Below are 20,869 nucleotides of genomic sequence, written 5' to 3'. Positions count from 1 at the left end.
CGTCGACAGCTGAATCGCTCGCGTCAGTTTTTCATCAGTCGGATGTTGCGCATGGTCACCAGCCCGGTGGCACATAACGTGTCACCGACCGCCGATGAAGTGAACACGTCTGCGGCAGCCACCGTGATGGTGCTGCCTGCCTTGAGTACTCGACCATGAACCACCAGCTTGTCGCCCTTTGCCGGTGCCAAGATCTTGATCGTGTAATCGACCGTCATGTTGATCCAGCCCGGTGGAAGCAAGGTTCCGGCGGCCGAACCGCCGGCGAAGTCTGCCAGTGAGCCGATGACGCCACCCTGAAAGAATCCGTTGTGTTGGGTCAGCTCCTGGCGGTAGGGCGCCACGAGTTCGACATCCCCGGGTTCGATGCGGGTGAAATCGAAACCCAGATGTTTGGCCGCGGGCATGCTGAGGACGACGTCCCTCACCGCTTGTTCGAAATCAGGGTTTGGAGCTTCCATGTCTACCGTCCTTTTCTGGGACTACTGGGTCCGAGTCGATGCGATGCGGATCGAAATCCCCTGCGAGATAACGACGTCGAGCTGAGGCTCGCATGATCTTCCCGCTGGTGGTCTTGTGGAGTTGTCCCGGCGTCACCAAGAGCACATCGCTGACGGTCACCTGGTGTTCGCGCGTGACCGCGCCTCGAATAGCGAACGAGATGTCGTGACACCGCGACTCGGGCAGTGGGTCTTGGCCTCTGATCTCCGCTATCACCACCAGGGCCTCCACACGGTCTCGTAGCGTGGAGAACGCAGCGCAACCACCAGGCCGGACCGACGGATGTGCCGACTGTACTGTGTGCTCGATGTCGTGAGGGTAGTAGTTCGTCCCGCGGATGATCACCATGTCTTTGAGGCGTCCCACAACGAAGAGTTCATCATCGATGAATGCGCCGAGATCGCCGGTGCGTAAGTACCTCGATCCGGGCGAGCCGTCGATGCGGGCACCGAAGGTTTCCGCCGACTCGTCCGGTCGACGCCAGTAACCTTGTGCCACATGGTCTCCGGCCACCCAGATCTCACCGATCTGATCGGCGCGGCATGGCCGTCGGGTATCTGGATCGATGATGCGAACATCCTCTCGCAGCAGGACCGTTCCCGATCCGACGAGGGTGGGCGACGATGGCACGGGACTGTGATTCTCCACCGGCACAAGGCGTTTACGACCGCGCTCCGCGGGATCGACCACGATGTGGCGAGAGCCCCTGCCTTTTCTCGCGGCCGTCACCAGGAGCGTCGCCTCGGCCAGGCCGTAGCAAGGCATGAACGCGGCTTCGGTGAACCCTGCGGGTTCGAATCGTTCGGCGAACCGTCGCACGGTGTCGTCGCGGATCGGCTCTGCTCCGTTGAACGCAACTTTCCAGTGGCTCAGGTCGAGTCCGGCGACCGTGGCGTCCGTAGCCCGCGCAACACACAGGTCGAAGGCAAAGTTCGGGCCTCCACTCGTGTGCGCGCGGTAACGCGAGATCGCCGACAGCCACGTCAGGGGCCGCCGGATGAACGCGGACGGTGACATCAGGACGCTGGTGGCACCGACGTAGAGCGGCTGCAGGACAGTGCCGATCAGCCCCTGGTCGTGAAAGAAGGGCGCCCACCCCACCACGGTCGATTGACTGTCATGGCCGAAAGCCGCCTGGATCATCCGTTGATTGGCGACAAGATTGCCGTGCGTGACCATCACCCCTTTGGGGGCCGAGGTCGAGCCAGAGGTGTACTGCAGAAAGGCGATGTCGCCGATCGCGGGGTGCCGCGCCTCCAGTTCCGCATCCATCTGGTCGGTGAAGTCGGTGCCTGTAGGTGGCATCTGGTCGACGACGATCCAGCTAATCGTCTGCACAGTCAGCGCCGGCAGCGCCTGTGCCGGCTCCAGCATCGAGCTCACGGTGAGGATAGTCGTGGGTTCACAGTCCCGCACGATGTTCGCTGTGGTGGTCCGCTGCCCATGTGCTCCCGGCGGTACAACCGGCACAGCGACAACTCCTGCGTACAGGCACCCGAAGTAGGCGACGATGAAGTCCGGACCCTGAGGGAACACCAGAACCGCGCGATCGCCGGGTCGGCAGCACGACAGCAGTCGCCACGCCACCTCCGTGGCCTGCCGGTACAGTGCCCCGTAGGTCAGCGTCACCGTCTCGACACCCGAATCATCTAGGAAGACATACGCTTTCCTGTCCGGATCAGAGTCTGCACGTTCACGCAGCAGCTGCGGCAACGTCGGCGATTCGGTAAGGGACCGTTGCGCTACATTCACTTCGCGGGCACCACGTTGTCGAGCGCGCGGACCATATGGGCAGCGATGGCGTCGCGGTGCTGCTGGTGGAAAAAGTGGTCCCCTGTGAACTCATGCGATCGAAATGCATTGTGTGAGTGTGCTGCCCAAGCTCGAACTTCCTCGGGGTCAACCACCGGATCTCCTGTCCCGTAGAAGGCCGTAATCGGACACGGCAGTGTTGTTGTGCGCCCGAACGTGTACTTCTCCGACAGTTCCAGGTCGGCTCTGATCAGAGCCAGCACGTACTGGCGGAACTCGGGGCTCGTTGCCTCGATATCACCCATGCCCCCCATCGTGCGCAGCGCTGTGATCAAGTCCGGTTCTGAGGCGTCGTGTATCGGGGTCCTACTCGGCGAACGATGGGGTGCACGACGTCCCGACACAAACAGGTGGACAGGTGCGGCACCGGCAGCACACAGCTCGTGCGCCAGTTCGAACGCCACCAGTGCCCCCATGCTGTGGCCGTACAGCGCAACCCGTGAGTCGAGAAGACAGATGTCGGAGACCAATGCACTGACCGCCTCGCCGACCCGGCGAAAGTGCGGCTCGGACGCTCGATCCTCTCGGCCAGGGAGTTGGGTTCGCACCACTGCGATGGTGGTGGGGAACAGGCCGAGCCATCGATTGAAGGACGCCGCGCCACCGCCGGCGTGCGGGACGCATACCAAATGGACAGGGGAGTCGTCGGCGCCCCTCAACAGCACGGACGTGGTCATGCCGCCTCATCGATCAGTCGAACCGGGAGCTGGGAGAGCCCGCGGACGATTAAACTGTCTGTCTGCCAGTCGACGTGCTCGGTCACCAGTTCCAGGCGCCGTCCGGAATCGCCGAAGAGAACGCCGATCGCAACCTCCGCCTGTAGCCGCGCGAGGAGGCCGCCGAGACAGCCGTGCATGCCGTGACCGAACGCGAGGTGCCGCTGACCGGTGCGGCTCAAGTCGAACTCATCTGGTTTCTCGAACACAGCGGGGTCTCTGTTCGCAGCCCCGATACAGAGCAGTATCTGGTCGCCGGCTTCCACCGCGCTCCCGCTGATCTCGACTCCGCGGGTGGCGACTCGTTTGGTCATCTGTAGCGGGCTCTGAAAGCGGAGGGTCTCTGCCACCGCAGCGGTTGCCAGGGACCGGTCCGACGTCAGCAGGTTTCGTTGCTCGGGATGCTGCAACAGGGCCAGCACAGCGTTCCCGATCAGCGACTTGGTGGTCTCGTTGCCGGCGACAAAACACATGATGCACAGGACGACGATCTCCTCGGATGCGAAGGCGTCGCCCCCTGAGGTCTTCGCTGCCAGTAGATTGCTGATCAGGTCCGTGCCGGGGTGCGCTTTGCGGTGAGCCACCAGGTCGTCGAACGCAGTGGTGAACTCCTCCACCACGTCGCATACGCGACTGAAGACCGCGACACTCATCAGGCCTGGTTCCAGCAGGAACCGGATATCCCGAGTCCACGGCCCGACCTGTGCACGAATGCTCTCCGGAACGTCCATCCAGTCACACATCACGGTCACGGGCAAAGGTGCGGCATAGTCACCGATGATGTCCATGCCGTCGTGCCGCGTCTGCTCGAACAACTTCTGCGCGACATCGACAATTCGCGGCCGTAGCGAGGCGACAGCTTTACTGCTGAACGCCTGATTGATCAGGCCGCGTAACCGCGCGTGGTCCGGATTGTCGGTGAACACCAGCGACTTCTCGCCCAGCCGCTCGATCCGCGCAAGGTTGCTCTGCGACAGACGATCTGCTTGCCGATTCACCAATTGTGGTATCACCGCTGAGCTGAACGTCCGGTCCATCAACACCGATTCGACATCTGCATGTCGGGTCAGCACCCACATACCCAGGGTCCTGTGCGGTGCCGCTTGCTGTTGAAGGGTGCGGTACTGACGATATGGATCGTCGCGAAACGCGGCGCTGAACGGGTTGAACCGTGGTACGGCCCGAACGGCGCCGGGGGGAGTGACGGAGGTCGGACCTCCGCCGGCTACCGATGATGTGGTGCCGGTCATCTCGACACCCCGCCGAAGTGGCCGTCGGCATAAGGCCGTAGAACTAGGCGCAGGAGACATATCTTGTTCATCCGGAAGCCGATTGCGGACATCCTCAGGTACCGCTCGTACCGAGCAACCACGTCCTCACCGACGAGGGCGTTGGCTTCCTGGCGACGGGCGCGAAGCCGCTGAGCCCACTGTTCGCAGGTCCAGGCGTAGTCGAGTCGGCCGTTGGCAACCGACTGCACCTCGAACAATCCGTCGGCGGCGCTGACTATCTCAGTCAACGTCGGAAGGTCGGCGTCGGGAAAGATCTCCTGTTGCATGAACGAATTGGCATCGCTCCGGGACATGTTCGCGTATGCGATGGTCTGCAGCGACAACGTCCCGTCTGTGTTGAGCCAGGTGCGGCACCGGGAGAAGAACTCGCGGTATATCCCGATCTTCTCCGTCGGGGTATCGTCTGGCCGGGCGAAATGCTCGAAAGCACCGATGGAGATGATTCCGTCGAAACGATCATCGGGCGCGAAGTCCATCCAGTTCGTGGTGCGCACTTCCACGCCGCGTAGGGCGAGCTCCCGAATGTGTTGATTCTGCGTCGCACTCAACGTCAGGCCCACCGCACGCGTCACGCCGTACTCCACCGACGCCTGCTCGAGTATCGCGCCCCATCCGCATCCCACATCGAGGATCGAACGCGCAGTGTCGGCCCGCACCGCCTCGAGGTGGAATCGGAGTTTGCGTTGCTGCGCGACATCGAGTGTGTCCGTGGCGGCAGTGGGCATGGCGCACGAGTACGACAGCGACGAATCCAGCCAGAGCCCGTAGAAATCGTTGCCGACGTCGTAGTGATGACGAATGGCGCGCGTGGCGGCGGACTTCCGCTCCTCTCCGGCGATCTCGTCGACCCGGGCGATCACAGTCGCACGGACCTCTCGTGGACGTATCCGGCCACTGCCCGGAGTGTCGGATTGTCGAACAGGGCCTCTGGCGGAACCTCGACCCCGAAATGTCCTTCGACGTCGATGAGTAGAGACACCGCCAGGGCCGAGTCGATGCCAAGCCGGTCGAAGGTCGCGTCGGGATTCACTCTGTCACCCGGCACTCCCAAGATGTTGCCGACGTAGTCCTGGCACCAACTGACAATCTCGTCGCTGCGAGTGTTCGAACTCTTGTCACTCATGCCGGCACTCCACTCGTCGAGGTGTCACAGGTGTTGTCGGGGATGCGTTTTGCTGCCTTACGTTCGTCGGACGGTAGGCCGACATCCCAGACGAGTCCGCACGCTGCCAGCAACCTGATGAGCCAGTAACCCGGGTCCAGCCGGTACCAGTCCAATCCGAACGAAGCCGACTCGGGGAAAGCATGGTGGTTGTTGTGCCAGGATTCGCCCAGCGTCACAAGGGCGAACACTCCGCCGTTGCGGCTGTTCTCCTTCGACGCGTAGGGCCGCGTACCGAACATGTGCAGGAAGGAGTTGATGGCCCAGACGATGTGCTCGAGGACGAACATCCGGACCAACCCACCCCACAGGAGCCCACTGATCACCCCGGTCCAGCTCTGGTACACCACACCGCCGATCACGGCGGGCAAGATGAGACCCAAGGCAACCCAGTAGTAGTACTGGCGCGCGACGCGGACAAGGGCACGATTCTTGATGAGGTCCGGTGCGTAGTGGACGACGTTCGGATATTCGTGTCGGCGCATCCACAGGAAGTGTGAGTGCATCAGACCTCGGAGACGTCCCTTGACGTCGGAACCATAAAGGTTGGGGGAGTGGGGGTCTCCGTCCCGGTCACTGCATTCGTGGTGTCGGCGATGCAGGGCGACCCACGAGACCACTCCTCCTTGACCCGCCATGGATCCGAGGATCACCAGCGCGGTGATCACCGACTGCTTCGCCTTGAAGGTGCGATGAGTGAAGAGCCGGTGGTAACCAACGGTGATTCCCAGGCCCGTCAGCAACCAGAGCGAGAAGAACAAGACGAGCTCGGTGAGTCCGAGGGGGTGTACGAAGAGGAACGCCAGCGCCGCTAGGGTTCCGACGATCGGGAGGATGTCGAACAGCAGAAAGTGCCGACGTTGCAGCCGGTGCAGATACGCATTGCTCACCGTCTTGGTTCGCGGGGCCTGCGGTGCGCGGGGACTGTCGGTCATCTGTTCCCTGCCTACGCGGACCGAAAGATGGGATACAGGCTGGGACCGCCGGGAAGTGTGATCTCGCCGCCGATTCGCTTCGATCCGAGACGTTCCCACAGTCGGAGACTGCGCAGCGACGAAGCCTCGGCGTACACCCCGAAACCGTGCGTGACACGGAGTTCACGGAAGGCGCCGATCAACATCTCGCGCGCTCCGGTACCGCGGGTTTCCGGTCGGATCGCTGCGTACAGCGCGTGAACGTGCAGCGGCAGATCAGTGGGGTGGTGCGCATCGAGAGTCTCCATGAGCGTGCTGACCCTGGGACCGCACGGTCCACATGCCTGTTCCAACTCGGCCAGGACCGCGATGTCGTCTTCTTCGCTCGATGCCTCTGTCCCCGACCAGACGAGCACGCCATCGTAGGACGCCGTCGCCGCGACGGCACCCCCGTTGTCGAGCAGCTGCCGTGTGGTGATGTCGAAGAACGCATCGAGGTAACGCGCCCGCTCCGGGACATCCTCCGGGATGGCCCATTTGATGACCGGGTCGTCGGCGAAGGCGCACGACAGCGTGGCGACGACTGCCTCGAGGTCGGGGTCCGAGGTGACTATGGGATCAGTTGATGAAGGTTGAGCAATGGTCATGGAACCAGAGGCCTTTCGGTGGTGTCGGTGTATGCCGTGATGATTGCCGCTGCGCAGGCGTCTATGTCCTCGACAGTGGTCTGCCAGTTGCACACCGACAGCCGCAACGTGGGGGTGCCACGCCAGACGGTGGGACTTGCCCAGCCCGTGCCACCGCGTTGCAGGGCTTCGACGATGTGGTCGAGACGAATCGAGGGATCATGAGGGTCGTCGGTGTCGAATACGACCAGCACCTGATTCAGTACCACGTCGTTGACTATCGAGATCCCATCGACGAGTACCAACTGATCGGCCAATCGTCTTGCCAGCGAACAGCATCGATCGATCAACTCGGCAACACCACGTGTTCCGAGGTGCCGCAACGTGGACCACAACACCAATCCACGGGCACGGCGAGACAGATCAGGTGTGTAGTCGGCGGGATCACGGGCACCATCGGGTGCGACGGTGAGATAGTCGGCAGTCGTGCGCAGCGCGGCGCGATGGGCCTCGGGATCGGCGCAGAAGACCAAACCGCAGTCGTAGGGCACGTTGAGCCACTTGTGAGCGTCTGTGGCCCACGAATCGGCCGACGCCAAACCCTCGACATGTTGTCGCGCAGTAGCACTCGCGGCCGCCCACATTCCGAAGGCGGCATCGAGATGCACCCATCCGTCCCGTGCATGCGCGAGTTCGGTGATGGTGTCCAACCGGTCGACCGATCCGGAGTCGACGTTCCCCACCTGACCGCAGACGATCAAGGGCCCGGTTGTGTTCGCGAGAGTCGCTTCCAGTGCCGGAATCGACATCCGGCCCTGATCGTCCACATCCACGGGGTGAATCTGCCCGGCCATGCCGAGAAGCCGAAGCGCCCGATAGACGGTCGTGTGGCAGCCGCGGCTGACCAGCACCCGGGGCACCGGAGCGCCGAACAGACCGTGGCGCTCCACATCCCACCCGGCCCTGGCCAGCACGGCGTGGCGGGCGGCGGCCAAGCCGCTGAGGTTGGCCATGGCGCAACCGGAGGTGATACCGGTCGATGTGCCCTCCGGTAGGCCGAACATGTCGACCAGCCACCGCGCCACCGTCTCCTCGACAACTGACGCTGTCGGACTGGTTGCGTAGAGCGCGCCGCACTGATCCCACACAGAGGTGACCCATTCGGTGGCTATGGCCACCGGGTATGCGCCTCCCATGACAAAGCCGAGAAATGTCGGAGCACCTGAATGCAGCAGCCCGGGTTCACCCTTGGTGAACAGCTCGCCGAGCACGGACCACGGGTCCAGACCGTGGTCCGGTAGTGGCCCGGCGAAGGAGGCCTCTAGCTCGGCGCGGGCCGTCACACGCTCGGAGTTGTCGTCGGCCAGATAGTTGATGCTGTAGTCGCACACTGCGCGCAGCAAGTTGTCGATGTCGGTGGCAGAAGCGCTCTGTAGTGTCCTCATCTCGCGTTCCAGTCTTCTGCGGGCCCGCCGCGGCAGGGGGTGACGGGGCTCTTTGTCATGGACCGATCGGGCAGTGCTATCGCCGGAGCTGATTCACTTGAGACCGCTTCGCACGAAGGCGTTGACGATGTGGCGCTGCAGGATGACATAGAGAACGAAGATCGGCAGGCAGGCCAGACCGGCCAGAGCCATCATCGGCCCCCACTGATCGCCTTCGGTGCCCATGAAACTCCGCAGGCCGAGTTGCAAGACGTCGTTGCTGGATTGGAGTACCACTGCGGGCCAGAAGTACTCGTTCCAGGAGTTGATGAACAACAAGATGGCCAGCGCCGCCAACGCCGGGCGCAGATTCGGAACCACGACTGTCCACAGGATCGACCACGAGGACCGTCCGTCCATCCGTGCCGCTTCGATCAGTTCCTTCGGGAACCCGGACATGTGCGTGCGCATCATCAGGACGGCGAGCGCTGAACTGAGAGTTGGGACAACCACCCCGGACAGTGTGTTGAGCAGCCCCAACTGGTTCAGCACAACGTAATTCGGCAGCATGGTGACCTGGTAAGGCACCAACCACGTGCCGACGAACGCCAGGTACAGCAGGCCCTGGAACTTGAACCGGTAGACCGCAAACGCGTACGACGCGAGGATCGCGATGAGAAGCTGGCCGCAGGTAGATGCAAGCGCAACACCAAAAGTGTTGAGCATCAACCTCGTCACATCGACTTTGTCGGCGGCGTCGAAATAGTTCTCGACCGACAGCGGCCACGGCAGTGGCGTCAAAGAGCTGACGTCGCCGGGCCGTCGGAGCGACGTCGCGACCAGCCAGTAGATCGGGAACATACACGCGAGTGCGATGACCGCCAGTGTGAGGTGTCCCCAGATGCGCGCGAGCACACCACGTCCCGCGCCCGCGGTCGAGGCGGACAATGTCGGCAGGGGAGGACGGACAGGCTCCGCCGTGTCCTCTGCCTTCAACATGCTGTCAGTTGTCATGGAAGGTGATCCGTTCCGACAGCCAGACCAAGAAGCCGGCGACAACGCCGAATCCGAGGAACAGGACGATGCCTGCCGCCGCGCTCAGGCCGGCATTGAATGAGTGGAATCCGTAGTCCCAGAGGAGGTAATAGATGTTTGTGGTCGCACCGGCCGGCCCACCCTGGGTCAGGGTGTCGATCAGCGGGAAACTCCACTGGGCGCTGAGCAGGATGGTCATGAGAGTGAGGAACACGAGAGTCGGCGACAGCAGTGGCAGGGTGATCCGCCGGCCGATCTGGAGCCGGGTCGCTCCGTCGAGCTGTGCGGCCTCGTCGTAGTCCGAGCTGATGCCGGCGAGACCGGCGGCCACTGCCAGCACCGCGAATCCGATCAGGTGCCATCCGGTGATGACGATGATCGCCAGTTGCGCCGTGTTCTTGTCGTAGATCCAGTTGTGGTCGGTTCCCAAGACCCTGTTGACGATTCCGCCACTGGGATCGAGCAACCAACGCCACACCGCTGCCCCTGCTACCGGCGCCACCAGGAAGGGCGCGAAGATGAACCCCTGGTAGATCCGCGAGCTTCGTACCGAGACACCCCGCATCGCGAATCCGATCACCACCGGAACCACCACGGTGAACGGCAGCAGACCGATGATGAGTACAACCGTCAGCCACACAGCATCACCGAGTGCCGGCAGTTCGAACAACTGCTCGTAGTTGTCGGTGCCCACCGACTTCATGGGACTTGCCGGAAGAAGGTTCCATGACACGGTGGACAACTGCACCGCTTGGACAAGCGGACGGTAGGTCCACACCACCAAGAGGATCAACGCCGGGGTGAGGTACAGATAGGGCACGACGCCCCGCGTGAGCCGCGACCACCGCCGGGACCGCACAGGCGGTACCGGGGTGGTTGTCGAACTGTGTACGGGCGTCGGTGTCTCGACCGGAACGAACATCGTGGATCAGTTCGCGTTCGGGGTGAGCGACCACAGTCGTTCGAGGGCCACCGACTGCGGTTCGCTGTACACATCCTCCACGCCGACGACGTCGACGGATGTGGCAACCGCAGATTCACCGAACAGATCGATCCGGCTGAACCCGAAACCGACACCCGCCCGGTGCCGTCCCTGCGGCGGTACCGGATCGGTGCGGTACGACAGCGGCGGCCCGATCCAGACCGGGATGCCCGATATCGCTGAGGCGCCCGTGTAGTGCGCGTGGCCGCAGAGGATCATTCGCACATCGGAGCCGGCGATGACCGACTCGAGCGCGCTCGGATCCGTCAGCCGGAGAAAGTCGACCGTGGCGACCGGCGACCGAACCGGTGGATGGTGCATCACCAGCAGCGTTCCGCGCGGAGCCCTGTCCTCTAATACCTTTGCCAGCCAGTCCAGCTGGACATCCTCGAGACTGCCGTCATGACGCCCCGGCGTGGTGCTGTCGAGTACCACAATGCGCAGTCCACCGATGTGATGGACCGCATCGTACGGCGCGCCGAGGTCGGTCGACCCATTGCGACTCAGGTCCAGGCCGATGCGGAACCCGGCGCGGTCATCGTGATTTCCCATCGCGTAACAGAGCGTTGCGCCGAGCCTCGCCGCGGTGGGCTCCAACATCGTTCGCAGCGTTCGGTAAGCCTCGGGGGACCCTGCGTCGGCGAGATCGCCGGACACGATGATTGCGTCCACCGACCCTTCCCACGCGTCCAGGTGGTCGAGAACCTTACGCAGATTCCGAGTTGTGTCCATCATCCCGTGCATCAGATCGCCGCCGCCGCTCAAATGCGTGTCGGTGAGCTGGATGACGGTGTGGTCGGGCCCGGTCATGACACCGGCAGAAGCGTGTTCGCCTGCTCCTGCGCGGCCGTCAAGGCAGTCGCCGGATCGGCACCCTGGAATACCGCGGACTCCACGGCAGACATCATCCCGTCGCGAATCTGCAGATATTCATTGCCGGGCATCGAGATCCACGGTTCCATCGACTTCAGCTGCTCCAGGTTCGGCTCGAGGAGCGGGTTCTGGGCCGCCCACTCCTGCAGTCCGGCCGGGTCGTCCATCAAACCGGTGCGCAGCGGGAGATAGCCGATGCCACTGGAGATCTTGACGTAGGCCTGTTCGCTGGTGAGGAACTTGATCAGCTCCCACGAAGCACGCTGTTTGGCGGGGTCCTGCGAGAAGATGAACAGCGAGGCACCGGAGTTGGTCGGCACGACGGGCTTGTCGCCGAAGCTCGGCATCGTCGTGGATCGCAAGTCCCATTTGTCTTGGGCGCCCTTGACGAACTGATCCTGAATGGCGCTCGTCTCCAGCAGCATTCCCATCTCGCCGCGAGCGAATGCTTCATAGCCCTGCTTTTGTGTCAGCTTCGGAGTGGCTCCCGAGTTGACCATCTGCTGTGCCATGCTGACCACCTCGACCGCCGCCGGATCGGCAAACGTCAGCGTGTCCCGGTTCTCGGAGATCACCCGGCCACCATTCGAGCGCACCAGGCTCTGGAAGCACCAGTCCTTGGCGGTCTTGGTCAGGCAGTCGATGTAGGCGCCGCCCTTGCCCGTCTTGTCCGCAATGGTCTTGGCAGCGACCGCAACTTCGTCCCAGGTACGCGGCGGGTTGTTCGGGTCCAGGCCGGCTTGCTGGAAAAGTGTTGCGTTGTAGTAGAACACCGGCGTCGAGAAGACGAACGGAACGCCGTATGTCTGACCGTCCCAGTCGCTCAAGGTCCGGGCAGTCGGAGCGAACGGGTGCGTGGTGCCCTCGAAGTTCTTGTCCACTGCGTCTTCGCCGACCAATTGATCCAGCGACTTTGCCTGGAGTTGATTCACCGTGAAGTCGAGATCGGAGAATCCCAGCTGTGCAACGTCAGGGGGATTGCCGGCGGTCATCTGATTGCGGATGCTGGAAATGGTGTCGGTGGCCGGGTTGGGACTGTTTCCAGCCGGCTTCTGCGGGGTGACGGTGATGTTCGGATGCTCTTTGGAGAAGTCTGCGAGCAAGCTGTTGAACGTGTCCGTCCACGCACCCGCCAGTCCGTAGTTGTAGCTCTCGAAGACGATCGAGACCTTCTGGTCGTCCGCCAATTCGGGAATGGCTGAGGTTTCTGTTTCGTCCGAGGTACTCGACAAACAACCGGTGAGCGTCAACAGTGACGCGATCAACGGCACGGCGATCTTGAGTCTGGCCTTCACGGCAGTGCTCCTACGTAAAAGAGAGTTGAGGATGGACGGGTCGTGCCGCCGGGTGCTGCCACTGCAGCCGCCGGCCGTTTTCGGGATCGAAGAGATGAAGATCGGAGCTGTCCGCGACGAGAGTGATCTCCGATCCGATGGTGATGTCGCGGACACCGCCGACCCGGGACACCCGGGCGCACAACGCGACCGAGTTGACCGAGCAGTGCAGCAGGACATCGCCACCGAGGTTTTCGGTGAGCGTCACCACGGCAGGAAGTCGCACCACGTTGCTGGTGGGGTCCTGGACGCGTTCCTCGAAGCGGTCGTCCAGTCGGAGACGCTCGGGCCGGACACCGAGGGTCAAGCGAGCGGTGTTCACCTCCGCCGGCGTGGCCTCGATGCCGAGGGGTACAACCGAGTTCCCGACATGTGCGACCAGTCGACCGGCTTGGACCACGATGTCGACGTCTATGAGGTTCATCGGTGGGGCGCCGAGGAAGGCCGCGACGAACACCGACTGGGGGGTGTCGTACAGCTCCTCCGGAGTACCGACCTGCTCGACGCGCCCCTTGTTCAGCAGCGCAATTCGGTCAGCCATCGTCATCGCCTCGACCTGGTCATGGGTGACGTACAGGAAGGTCTTGTTTACGCGCTTGTGCAGTTCGATCAGCTCGGTACGGGTGACCGCACGCAGTCGTGCGTCCAGATTCGACAGTGGTTCATCCATCAGGAACGCGCCGGGATCGCGAACCATGGCCCGCGCCAGTGCGACACGCTGCCGCTGACCGCCCGACAACTGTCCCGGTCGCCGGTCGAGTAGTTCCGACAGGCCCAGCGATGCGGCCACACGTTCGACCGTCTTTCTTGCCTCTTGCTTGGCCACTTTCGCGGTACGCAAGGGGAAAGCAATGTTCTTTGCCACCGTCAGATGTGGGTACAGCGCGTAACTCTGGAACACCATCGCCAGATTGCGCTCTCGGGGTGGTACTTCCGTGACATCGGTGCCATCGATCACCACGCTTCCCTCGGTCGGTGTCTCCAGACCGGCGATGATGCGCAGCAGAGTCGATTTGCCGCATCCGCTCGGTCCCAGGAGCACCATGAACTCGCCGCTCGGTACGGTCAGATCAATCGACTCGAGTACCGTCGTCCCGTCGAATCGCTTGGTCACCCCATCGAGTAACAGTTCGCTCATTCGACGGGCCCGGGTGTGGCGAGCTCGCCGGTCTCGATCCACTGTCGCACCACGGGCGCCAGCAGTCGCGAATCGGCCAGCCAATCGACGTGACCGCGATGGGTGATTGAAGAGTCGCCTTCGATGTGCCAGCGAGTTACTTTGGCAGAAGACAGCTTCCGCACCAGGAAGTCGACGTTCGATTTCGGCCCGAGGGTGTCGTCGTCCAGCGAGATGGCCAGTACCGGGAGGTCGAGCTTGCTGATGAGCTCGTCATAGTTCAGCTTGGTGCCCTTCGGCCTGTAACGGGCGGTCAACGAATGCCGCGACCAGTCGATCATCACTCCGCCGGCCATCGGACCAGGTATCAGGATCCCGCCCGGCCAGGATCCCTTGACTCGAGCCACCAGCCCGATCCACTGGATGGTCGACAGCGCCTCGATCCAGCGTCGAGGCCCGAATGCGCGCCAGAAGACGGTGCCGGTCCCGATGATCGTGACAGAGGCGACCGCGCCCTGCGTGCCTTGTGCAGCGGTTCGCAGCAGAGCCAGCTGGCCACCGAGGCTGTGTCCGAAGAGGTCTATCCGGGTCGCCTCAAATCGTTGACAGACAGCGTCGATGATCGCGGGGAGATCTTCTTCGAGCATCTCTCGGTAACCGAAGTCGGGACAGTCCGCGAGTGCCGGCCGCGCTTCACCTTGCGCACGGAGGTCACAGGTGGCCACCTGCACGCCAGATTTGTTGAGTGCTTTGATCAAGGGCGCATAGTGCTTGGCCTTCATCGCCATCGCGGGGAGGATCAGGACAACGGGTGCCTGGGCGTCGGTCGTGGGCCAGACACGCACGGTGATCGTGATGCCCGGTGCCGACTCGACGACGATCGACTCTTGCTGTTTGAACGCGTCCGGACGCCCGGTTGTCTGCGTCATCAGACGACCTCTCCGTGCACCACATCGCACACGTACTCGAACGTGAACTTCGCAACGGTGACGTCGTCGGCGTTCAAGACCACCGCTTTGGCCGAGATCTCGTGACGGCCGGTGCTGACCGACGACGTGATGACCCTGAGTTCGCGCTCGTCGACCGTCGCGACGGTTCGCAGGACACCCATCGCAGGCTTGCGGTACGACGCCGTGGCGGACTTGAGCACGAGACGTTCGATTGTGTTCAGTTTGGTCGCGGCGGCGCCGACAAATGCGGCCGCGCCTGCGATATCCGCCGCCGTGTAGATCGCGCCCGCATGCACGGTACCCATGTGGTTCAGACCCGATGCCTCGCCACCTATTTCGACTATGGCGTGTTCTGGGGTCAGTACGGTGATCGTGGTGCCCACATGCTTGCCGAAGGGCACGATCTCGTCAGAGCGTGATCGGAGCGCTTCGAAGTCGGGATCGGCGTAGTCGATGTTGCCGAAAGCCGCGCCGAAGCTGCCGACAGGAACTGTGGTGCTGGTTGACATGATTCTCCTGGAGTTGATGTTGGTCAGTTGGGTAGCCGGCGTAGTGCACGCCGGGCAATCGACCAGCGCAGCACCTCCGTCGGCCCCTCGTAGATCCGAAATGCCCTGGCCTCCACCAGAAACCTGGCCACGAGATGGTCCTCGCAGACGCCGAGCCCGCCGTGGAGCTGGACAGCACGATCGAGGATCCGCCACACCGCTTCTGCCACAAACGCTTTGGCCACCGACGCGTCATGGCGTGCGTCAGAGGCAGCGGGCCCTTGAGCATCGATCACTTCCGCCGCCCGCCGGATCAGCCCCTGGCTCGCCGCAATGTCGATTTCGGTGTCCGCGATCATTGCCTGTGCAAAGCCGCTCTCCGCAATCGGTGATCCGAATGAGGTCCTTGTGGTCACATGCCGGCAGGCCAGGTGATGGGCACGGATCGCGACGCCCAGCCAATTGACGCAGAAGATGACACGGGAGGGAGCAAGTCGGGCCTGCGCGTAGACCATCGCGCTGCCGACCTCACCGAGGCGCGCATCATCACCGACCTCGCAGTCGGCGAACCGAACAATGCAGTGTCCGCCGGGTACACATCGGTCGAGCGTGGTCATCCGTTCCACGACCTCGACACCGGGGTTGTCGGCATCGACGATGAACATCGTGGCGCCGTGCGCAGTGTCGGCAATACAGATGAAAAACGCCGCACCATCGGCTCCGGTGGTGAAGTGTTTGTCTCCGTTGATGATCCATCCGGTCGGTGTCTGTAGCGCAGAAGTCATGAGCATCGACGGATCAGAGCCCGCGCCGGGCGCAGGTTCTGTCATCGCAATCGAAGATCGAACCGTGCCGGACGCCAGGGGAGCGAGGTACCGCTCCTTCTGCTCCGGTGTTCCGGCGTGCTCCAAGAGATGGATGTTGCCGTCGTCCGGTGCCGAGCAGTTCACCGAGATCGGACCGAGGAGGCTGGTGCCCGCCACCTCCATCACGTCGATCAGTTCAGTCAAACTCAGATCCAACCCACCATGTTCACGCGAGGACAGCGGGCCGAAAACTCCTGCAGCTCGCGCTTTTTCCTGGAGGTCGAGACGCATGTCGTCGGTTACCCGCAGGTTGTTGCGGATGACGTCGATCTCGACCGGGATCACTTCGTCCGTGATGAACGTCTGCATCCGCGCCTTCAGTGACGCTGGTGCCTGTGGTGGCGTCGTGGTGGCGGTCATCGAAGCACTCCGTCCTTCGGAACGGGCCAGAACTGTCAGGACCCGCTCGTGGCTGCCTCGTACCGAGGCGGTCTGGAGTCAGTTTCTCCGAGCAGACGAGCCGGAGCGATGGCGATAGGGAGCGTCGATTGCGCGAGTGAGAGGCGCGGGTCGCAGGTACACCAGCTGGTGACGCAAAGCCTCCGACTCCAGCCACCCCCTCCGACTGCAACCGGAGGAACTAACTAAAACCGGAGGAAGTGTGCCGCGGAGTCGCTCAGGCCAGGCGTAGTTCTGGGCCCACCGCAGCGCGGTGACGTCTGGCCGCACCTGGAAGGTGCCGTAGTTGGTGGTCAGCGGTCAGGCGACCCGCCGCCGGCATGGCGGACTCATCCGCCCGCGAGCGGGAATCTGGCAATCCCTTGCCTGGAGGAGCAGTTACTTCGAGTCCTCGAGGTGTAGATCACGCAGGCTGGAACAGCTCGACCAGATTGCCTGATGGGTCGGACACAAGAATCTGCTGGCCTCCTGGGCCACTCACGATGTCACTGCGAAACGGGACGTCGGCAGCGCGTAGGCGGTCGATTTCCGCGGCCAAGTCGTCGACGATCAGGTGGATCCGGTTCCAGCCGCCCGCGGTTGGCACTGCGCCGTCAGGCTGGGCGCGCGCGCCCGAGCTCGTCGGTCCAGAGAGCAGCAGACGCAGTGGACCTCGAACCACGTCGGCGAATGCGGGAGCTGCGCTGTAACGCAGAGTGAAGCCGAAGTGTTCTGTATAGAAGGCGATCGCAGCATCCACGTCAGTGACGATGTATCGCACATTTGCGAGACTCGGATCAATAGATGTCATCACAACGCCTCTCCGGTAGAACGGGCCTTCCGCCATCGGGATTTTAGCGGACGAGCACCGTCGATTTGCCGGCCACCGGGCATGTCGCCGGATGGCCACCGGTCGACGACCTGAAAATCTGACGTTGACCCCACTGCCATACCCGGGACGCCGCTATGCGTGATGTTTGACTCGTGAGGTTTTCGAGCGGGACTCAGGCTCGACTGCCATGGTCGCGTTATTCGCACACATGTGCGAATATGATCTAGATGAACGCGCGCGGAAAGACCGGACTGAGTACCGATGACCTGGCATCGCTGACCACGGCGCTGGATGCCGGCAAGCGGGCCACCGTTTATCTCCGTGATCCGATGCCATCGCTTGATCTGCCCGCGGGAGCATCAGCGCGTGCGATATCCGTCGATGGGTCAACGGTGACAGTGCGGCCGAAAGGTGTCGACGACCAATTGCCGTTCGAGGCCGACGAACTACTGAAGACTCGGACGGCAGCAACACCAACACCAGCGCGCCCGCGGCCGGTCAAGGCGACGCCCGCACCATCAGCACCATCGGGCGCTTCGTCCGCACCGAAACCCATTGCGCCGGAGACAAGGCCGACATCTGAATCTGCGAAACCAACATCGGTGCAACCGAACCCCGCGCCGCCAAAACCGGTGCGACGCCCTAAACCTGCCACCGCAGTGAGTGTCACCATCACGTCGGTTGGCGACACCGCGTGGACGGTGTCGTTGTCACACGGAACCAAAAAGCAGGGCAAGGCCACCGAGGTCACCTCAGACCGGGTGGCGCGAGCAATGCAGGTGCTCGGTGACGACGCCGCCATCCAAGCCGTCAACGCAGTAATCGAGTCGGCACGGGCAGCGGCTCAGAAAAGGATCGACGAGTTGAGCCAGGAGCTCGAAGCAGCGAAGGCCATGCTTGCACATCTCGAGGTACAGGCGGAGAGCTCTGACGTCGAGTAGCTCGCGCCCCCTCACTGTTTCGTCACATGTGACGAAATGAGGGAGGGCGGTGATCAGCCCGGTGTGCCGCCGGGACCGTGCCGCCTAGGCGAGCACACACGCGTTGTCGTGACACGCAGCCTTGGACGGTTGTGGCGCCACAGATTATTGGACAAGTTCGCACGGCCAACGAGATTTCCAAGACTCGGCCGAACGAATTCAGCACGCCGCTGCGGTCCATATCGAGCCTGGGCCGTAAACCGTAAGCCCGAGTTCGAACGCGAAGCCAGGTCGTAGGCGCGCCGTTGCGCACAGGTTCGTGCGTGCAGCAAACCGACGTCTCCATCGGTCTCAAGTGGTCTTACGCCAACGCCGATAAGAAACATTATGTCAAGTAAGCTCCCATGGTGGGCTAGTGCCAAGCGACCATTTTGTCAGGGGGTGAACCCGGCTAACTGCTCGTCAAGCCACGGATAGAGCTCCTCGGCCTTCAGGCCAAGGCGCGACTTCAACTCCCGGGTCGTGTCGTCTGCCAATACCTCGAGCGAACCGTTCACCACGCCGTCGTAGGCCTGCGCCACAACACTTTCCGAACTCACCTTGGGAACGTCCCAGTCGACAGTCATCGGCGTGTCGATCATGCCCACCTGCAGGCCGACAACCTGCGTTCCCTGCCCGCGCAGCACCGTCCGCAACGCATTCGTGGCCGACCATGCCGCAGCCTTTGACGCGGCGTATCCAGTTGGAAGGTTGATCCAGCTCGACAAGGACAGGACGTTCAACAGCGTCCCACCCCCGTTAGCGGCCAACACCGGGATGAACGCGTTCGCCACCCGTAGAGTGCCGAAGAAGTTCGTCTCGAAGATGCGGCGAAGGTCCTCCTCCGGGCCTGAGATCAGGTCGCCGGCCGGTGCAATTCCGGCGTTGTTCACCAGGAGATCGACATCGAGTGCGGTGGCGGCGGCGCGCGACACGTCCTCAACATTCGTGATGTCGAGCGTCAACGGCCGTATGCGCGGGTCACCCCACTGCCGCGGTGTGCGCGCCGCGGCATAGACCGCGTCGGCTCCACGATCGAGCGCCTGGGCCACGAATTGTTCTCCAAGACCGCCATTTGCTCCGGTGACTAGCACCGTCCGCCCGGCCAACGACTTGTTCATCTAGACTCCTCCTATAAATGGGGATGCTCCCCAGAACCATTATGTGGGGATGGTCCCCATATAGTCAAGGAGGGAGGGATGATGGCTGAATCAGATGCCACCGCGAAGGCGCCGCGTCCGTTACGCGCCGACGCCAAGCGGAACCGCGATGCCATCCTGCGCGCTGCGCGCGAGGCCTTCGACAACGAAGGGGTACTCGCTTCTCTCGATGGCATTGCCGTTCTCGCGGGCGTGGGAAATGCCACGCTGTATCGAAACTTTCCCACACGCGACGATCTGCTGTCGGCGGTCATAGAAACGAACATCGACGCAGCCGTTCTCGAGGCAAAGGAGTTGTCGCGCAATATGGCGCCGCGCCGGGCGCTCGTGGAGTGGCTGATCTACCTGGCCTGGCAGCTTCGCATTTGGCACGACCTGCCGTATTGCATCGCCATTGCTCACAGTGACGCGAACTCTCCCGTCGCTGACGCGTGCAACCCGCTCGTGGCTGCGACCGCAGCCCTTCTCGACGCCGCGAGGAGTTCAGGCGATGTGGCCGAATCCATCACCGCCACTGAAGTGTTCGAGCTGGTCACCACCCTTTCGTGGGGCGTGGATCGCTTCCAGGACGACATTGCGGCCGCGAGAAGGCGGGTCACCATGGCGACGGCGGGTATCTTCACGTGACGGCTCACCCTTGCCCGGCGGATGGAGTTAAAGCCTCGGGTCACCCCTCGCCGCGACACGTGCCAGCACCAGCTAGGTCGGCCCGCTTGTCGTCCGCGTCTGTTGAACGGTTTTGGCCGACATGATGGTCGTGGTGAGGCCCACCGACACCCAGCTGTAGCTGCACGGTTCGACGCGGTCCAATAGCGCCATTCTCACAGACGGTAGCGATCGCGCCGTCGAATCGTCTCCGCGAAGCGTCGAGCTGCTTGGACGTCGTTGTCATCTGGGCGGCCCTTGTTCACGCCGCCAACCAGTTTGAACGGCCCCCACGTATCGACACCCCGACACGTAAAAGAATCCACAACCTCGAATCCACGGTTCTCGAGAATGGTTCCCAGCTGCTTCGTGTACCGACGAAAAGGCGGCTCCGGCAGCCCGCTGGTACCAAACACGAATGCCTCGCGGCCGGCCATGTCGGGAAGTTCTTGAATGCAGTGCAGGAGCCGCTCGTCGAAGCCCATCCAGTAGATCCCCGAGCCAAACCCGACTCGATCGGCTTCACGGAGGACGGTAGGAATTGCTTCTTCGGGAGCCAGCAGGCGGGCCCCTAGTACCTCGCTGATCGCGTCTGCGATTCGACGGGTGTTGAGATGCGCCGACCGAGATGATGTCACCAATACGGTTTGCACGAGACAACCTTCCTGTTGTGGAGTTTGCGGATACATCTAATAGACCGTGGCGACGGGGTGATTCGTGACAGCAGATGGATATCCGCAACAGACCGAAGGATAATTTTCCCCGACCATGAGAATGCAGGACCATCGGCGCTTTACACCAAA

General features: G+C 62.7%; 22 protein-coding genes. 2 read left to right on the top strand and 20 right to left on the bottom strand.

Features of this window, described 5'->3' with window-relative positions; genetic code table 11:
• Window positions 1-23: 23 nt before the first annotated feature.
• The 18 genes from CSW57_RS07840 to CSW57_RS07755 form a co-directional block, all read right to left on the bottom strand.
• A complete protein-coding gene (locus CSW57_RS07840; protein WP_099382268.1) occupies window positions 24-461 on the bottom strand; it encodes a PaaI family thioesterase in 438 nt (145 codons plus the stop codon).
• Window positions 442-2,253: a fatty acyl-AMP ligase gene (locus CSW57_RS07835; protein ID WP_223249116.1), complete on the bottom strand. Its 1,812-nt coding sequence runs from the start codon at window positions 2,251-2,253 to the stop codon at window positions 442-444. The genes CSW57_RS07840 and CSW57_RS07835 overlap by 20 nt, the downstream gene beginning before the upstream one ends.
• Entirely contained in the window at window positions 2,250-2,990 is a 741-nt protein-coding gene (locus CSW57_RS07830) for a thioesterase II family protein (protein ID WP_099382266.1), read from the bottom strand. The genes CSW57_RS07835 and CSW57_RS07830 overlap by 4 nt, the downstream gene beginning before the upstream one ends.
• Window positions 2,987-4,279, bottom strand: a complete 1,293-nt coding sequence (locus CSW57_RS07825) for a cytochrome P450 (RefSeq protein ID WP_099382265.1) — start codon at window positions 4,277-4,279, stop codon at window positions 2,987-2,989. Before CSW57_RS07825 ends, CSW57_RS07830 begins: the two co-directional genes overlap by 4 nt.
• Window positions 4,276-5,181: a class I SAM-dependent methyltransferase gene (locus tag CSW57_RS07820; RefSeq protein ID WP_223249115.1), complete on the bottom strand. Its 906-nt coding sequence runs from the start codon at window positions 5,179-5,181 to the stop codon at window positions 4,276-4,278. The genes CSW57_RS07825 and CSW57_RS07820 overlap by 4 nt, the downstream gene beginning before the upstream one ends.
• Window positions 5,178-5,444, bottom strand: coding sequence for an acyl carrier protein (locus CSW57_RS07815; RefSeq protein WP_099382264.1), 267 nt, complete (start codon window positions 5,442-5,444; stop codon window positions 5,178-5,180). Before CSW57_RS07815 ends, CSW57_RS07820 begins: the two co-directional genes overlap by 4 nt.
• Complete coding sequence (locus tag CSW57_RS07810; RefSeq protein WP_099382263.1) at window positions 5,441-6,418, bottom strand: acyl-CoA desaturase; 978 nt, start codon at window positions 6,416-6,418, stop codon at window positions 5,441-5,443. The genes CSW57_RS07815 and CSW57_RS07810 overlap by 4 nt, the downstream gene beginning before the upstream one ends.
• Window positions 6,419-6,429: 11 nt before the next feature.
• Window positions 6,430-7,044 (bottom strand): GNAT family N-acetyltransferase, encoded by a 615-nt coding sequence (locus CSW57_RS07805; protein WP_099382262.1) that lies wholly within the window; start codon window positions 7,042-7,044, stop codon window positions 6,430-6,432.
• Window positions 7,041-8,468, bottom strand: a complete 1,428-nt coding sequence (locus tag CSW57_RS07800) for a pyridoxal phosphate-dependent decarboxylase family protein (RefSeq protein ID WP_099382261.1) — start codon at window positions 8,466-8,468, stop codon at window positions 7,041-7,043. Before CSW57_RS07800 ends, CSW57_RS07805 begins: the two co-directional genes overlap by 4 nt.
• Before the next feature lie 93 nt (window positions 8,469-8,561).
• Window positions 8,562-9,308, bottom strand: a complete 747-nt coding sequence (locus CSW57_RS07795; RefSeq protein ID WP_223249136.1) for a carbohydrate ABC transporter permease — start codon at window positions 9,306-9,308, stop codon at window positions 8,562-8,564.
• Window positions 9,309-9,450: 142 nt separating this feature from the next.
• Entirely contained in the window at window positions 9,451-10,404 is a 954-nt protein-coding gene (locus CSW57_RS07790; RefSeq protein ID WP_084248259.1) for a carbohydrate ABC transporter permease, read from the bottom strand.
• Window positions 10,405-10,410: 6 nt separating this feature from the next.
• On the bottom strand, window positions 10,411-11,274 hold the full coding sequence (locus CSW57_RS07785) for a metallophosphoesterase (protein WP_062798230.1): 864 nt from the start codon (window positions 11,272-11,274) through the stop codon (window positions 10,411-10,413).
• Entirely contained in the window at window positions 11,271-12,632 is a 1,362-nt protein-coding gene (locus CSW57_RS07780; RefSeq protein WP_099382259.1) for an ABC transporter substrate-binding protein, read from the bottom strand. Before CSW57_RS07780 ends, CSW57_RS07785 begins: the two co-directional genes overlap by 4 nt.
• A 10-nt stretch (window positions 12,633-12,642) precedes the next feature.
• Entirely contained in the window at window positions 12,643-13,809 is a 1,167-nt protein-coding gene (locus tag CSW57_RS07775) for an ABC transporter ATP-binding protein (RefSeq protein WP_099382258.1), read from the bottom strand.
• Entirely contained in the window at window positions 13,806-14,717 is a 912-nt protein-coding gene (locus CSW57_RS07770; RefSeq protein ID WP_099382257.1) for an alpha/beta hydrolase family protein, read from the bottom strand. The genes CSW57_RS07775 and CSW57_RS07770 overlap by 4 nt, the downstream gene beginning before the upstream one ends.
• Entirely contained in the window at window positions 14,717-15,247 is a 531-nt protein-coding gene (locus CSW57_RS07765) for a YiiD C-terminal domain-containing protein (RefSeq protein WP_062798237.1), read from the bottom strand. The genes CSW57_RS07770 and CSW57_RS07765 overlap by 1 nt, the downstream gene beginning before the upstream one ends.
• Before the next feature lie 23 nt (window positions 15,248-15,270).
• Window positions 15,271-16,452: an acyl-CoA dehydrogenase family protein gene (locus tag CSW57_RS07760; RefSeq protein WP_099382256.1), complete on the bottom strand. Its 1,182-nt coding sequence runs from the start codon at window positions 16,450-16,452 to the stop codon at window positions 15,271-15,273.
• 442 nt (window positions 16,453-16,894) lie between these two features.
• Window positions 16,895-17,281 carry a VOC family protein gene (locus CSW57_RS07755; RefSeq protein ID WP_099382462.1) on the bottom strand — a complete coding sequence of 129 codons (387 nt, stop codon included), beginning with the start codon at window positions 17,279-17,281 and terminating at the stop codon, window positions 16,895-16,897.
• A 248-nt stretch (window positions 17,282-17,529) separates the two neighbouring features.
• Here CSW57_RS07755 and CSW57_RS07750 point away from each other — a divergent pair, with 248 nt between their 5' ends.
• Window positions 17,530-18,243, top strand: a complete 714-nt coding sequence (locus CSW57_RS07750; RefSeq protein ID WP_099382255.1) for a DUF6319 family protein — start codon at window positions 17,530-17,532, stop codon at window positions 18,241-18,243.
• A 413-nt stretch (window positions 18,244-18,656) separates the two neighbouring features.
• Here the strand turns inward: CSW57_RS07750 and CSW57_RS07745 are convergent, their stop codons facing one another.
• Entirely contained in the window at window positions 18,657-19,382 is a 726-nt protein-coding gene (locus tag CSW57_RS07745; protein ID WP_099382254.1) for an SDR family oxidoreductase, read from the bottom strand.
• Between the two features lie 78 nt (window positions 19,383-19,460).
• On the opposite strand from CSW57_RS07745, the gene CSW57_RS07740 reads away from it, so the two are divergent.
• Window positions 19,461-20,048, top strand: a complete 588-nt coding sequence (locus CSW57_RS07740) for a TetR/AcrR family transcriptional regulator (protein ID WP_223249114.1) — start codon at window positions 19,461-19,463, stop codon at window positions 20,046-20,048.
• 194 nt (window positions 20,049-20,242) lie between these two features.
• Here the strand turns inward: CSW57_RS07740 and CSW57_RS07735 are convergent, their stop codons facing one another.
• Entirely contained in the window at window positions 20,243-20,755 is a 513-nt protein-coding gene (locus tag CSW57_RS07735) for a flavodoxin family protein (protein ID WP_223249113.1), read from the bottom strand.
• Between the last annotated feature and the right edge of the window lie 114 nt (window positions 20,756-20,869).

The organism is Williamsia muralis (assembly GCF_002735905.1).
Taxonomy (GTDB): Bacteria; Actinomycetota; Actinomycetes; order Mycobacteriales; family Mycobacteriaceae; genus Williamsia; species Williamsia muralis_A.
This window is presented reverse-complemented; position numbering and strand designations above follow the sequence as displayed.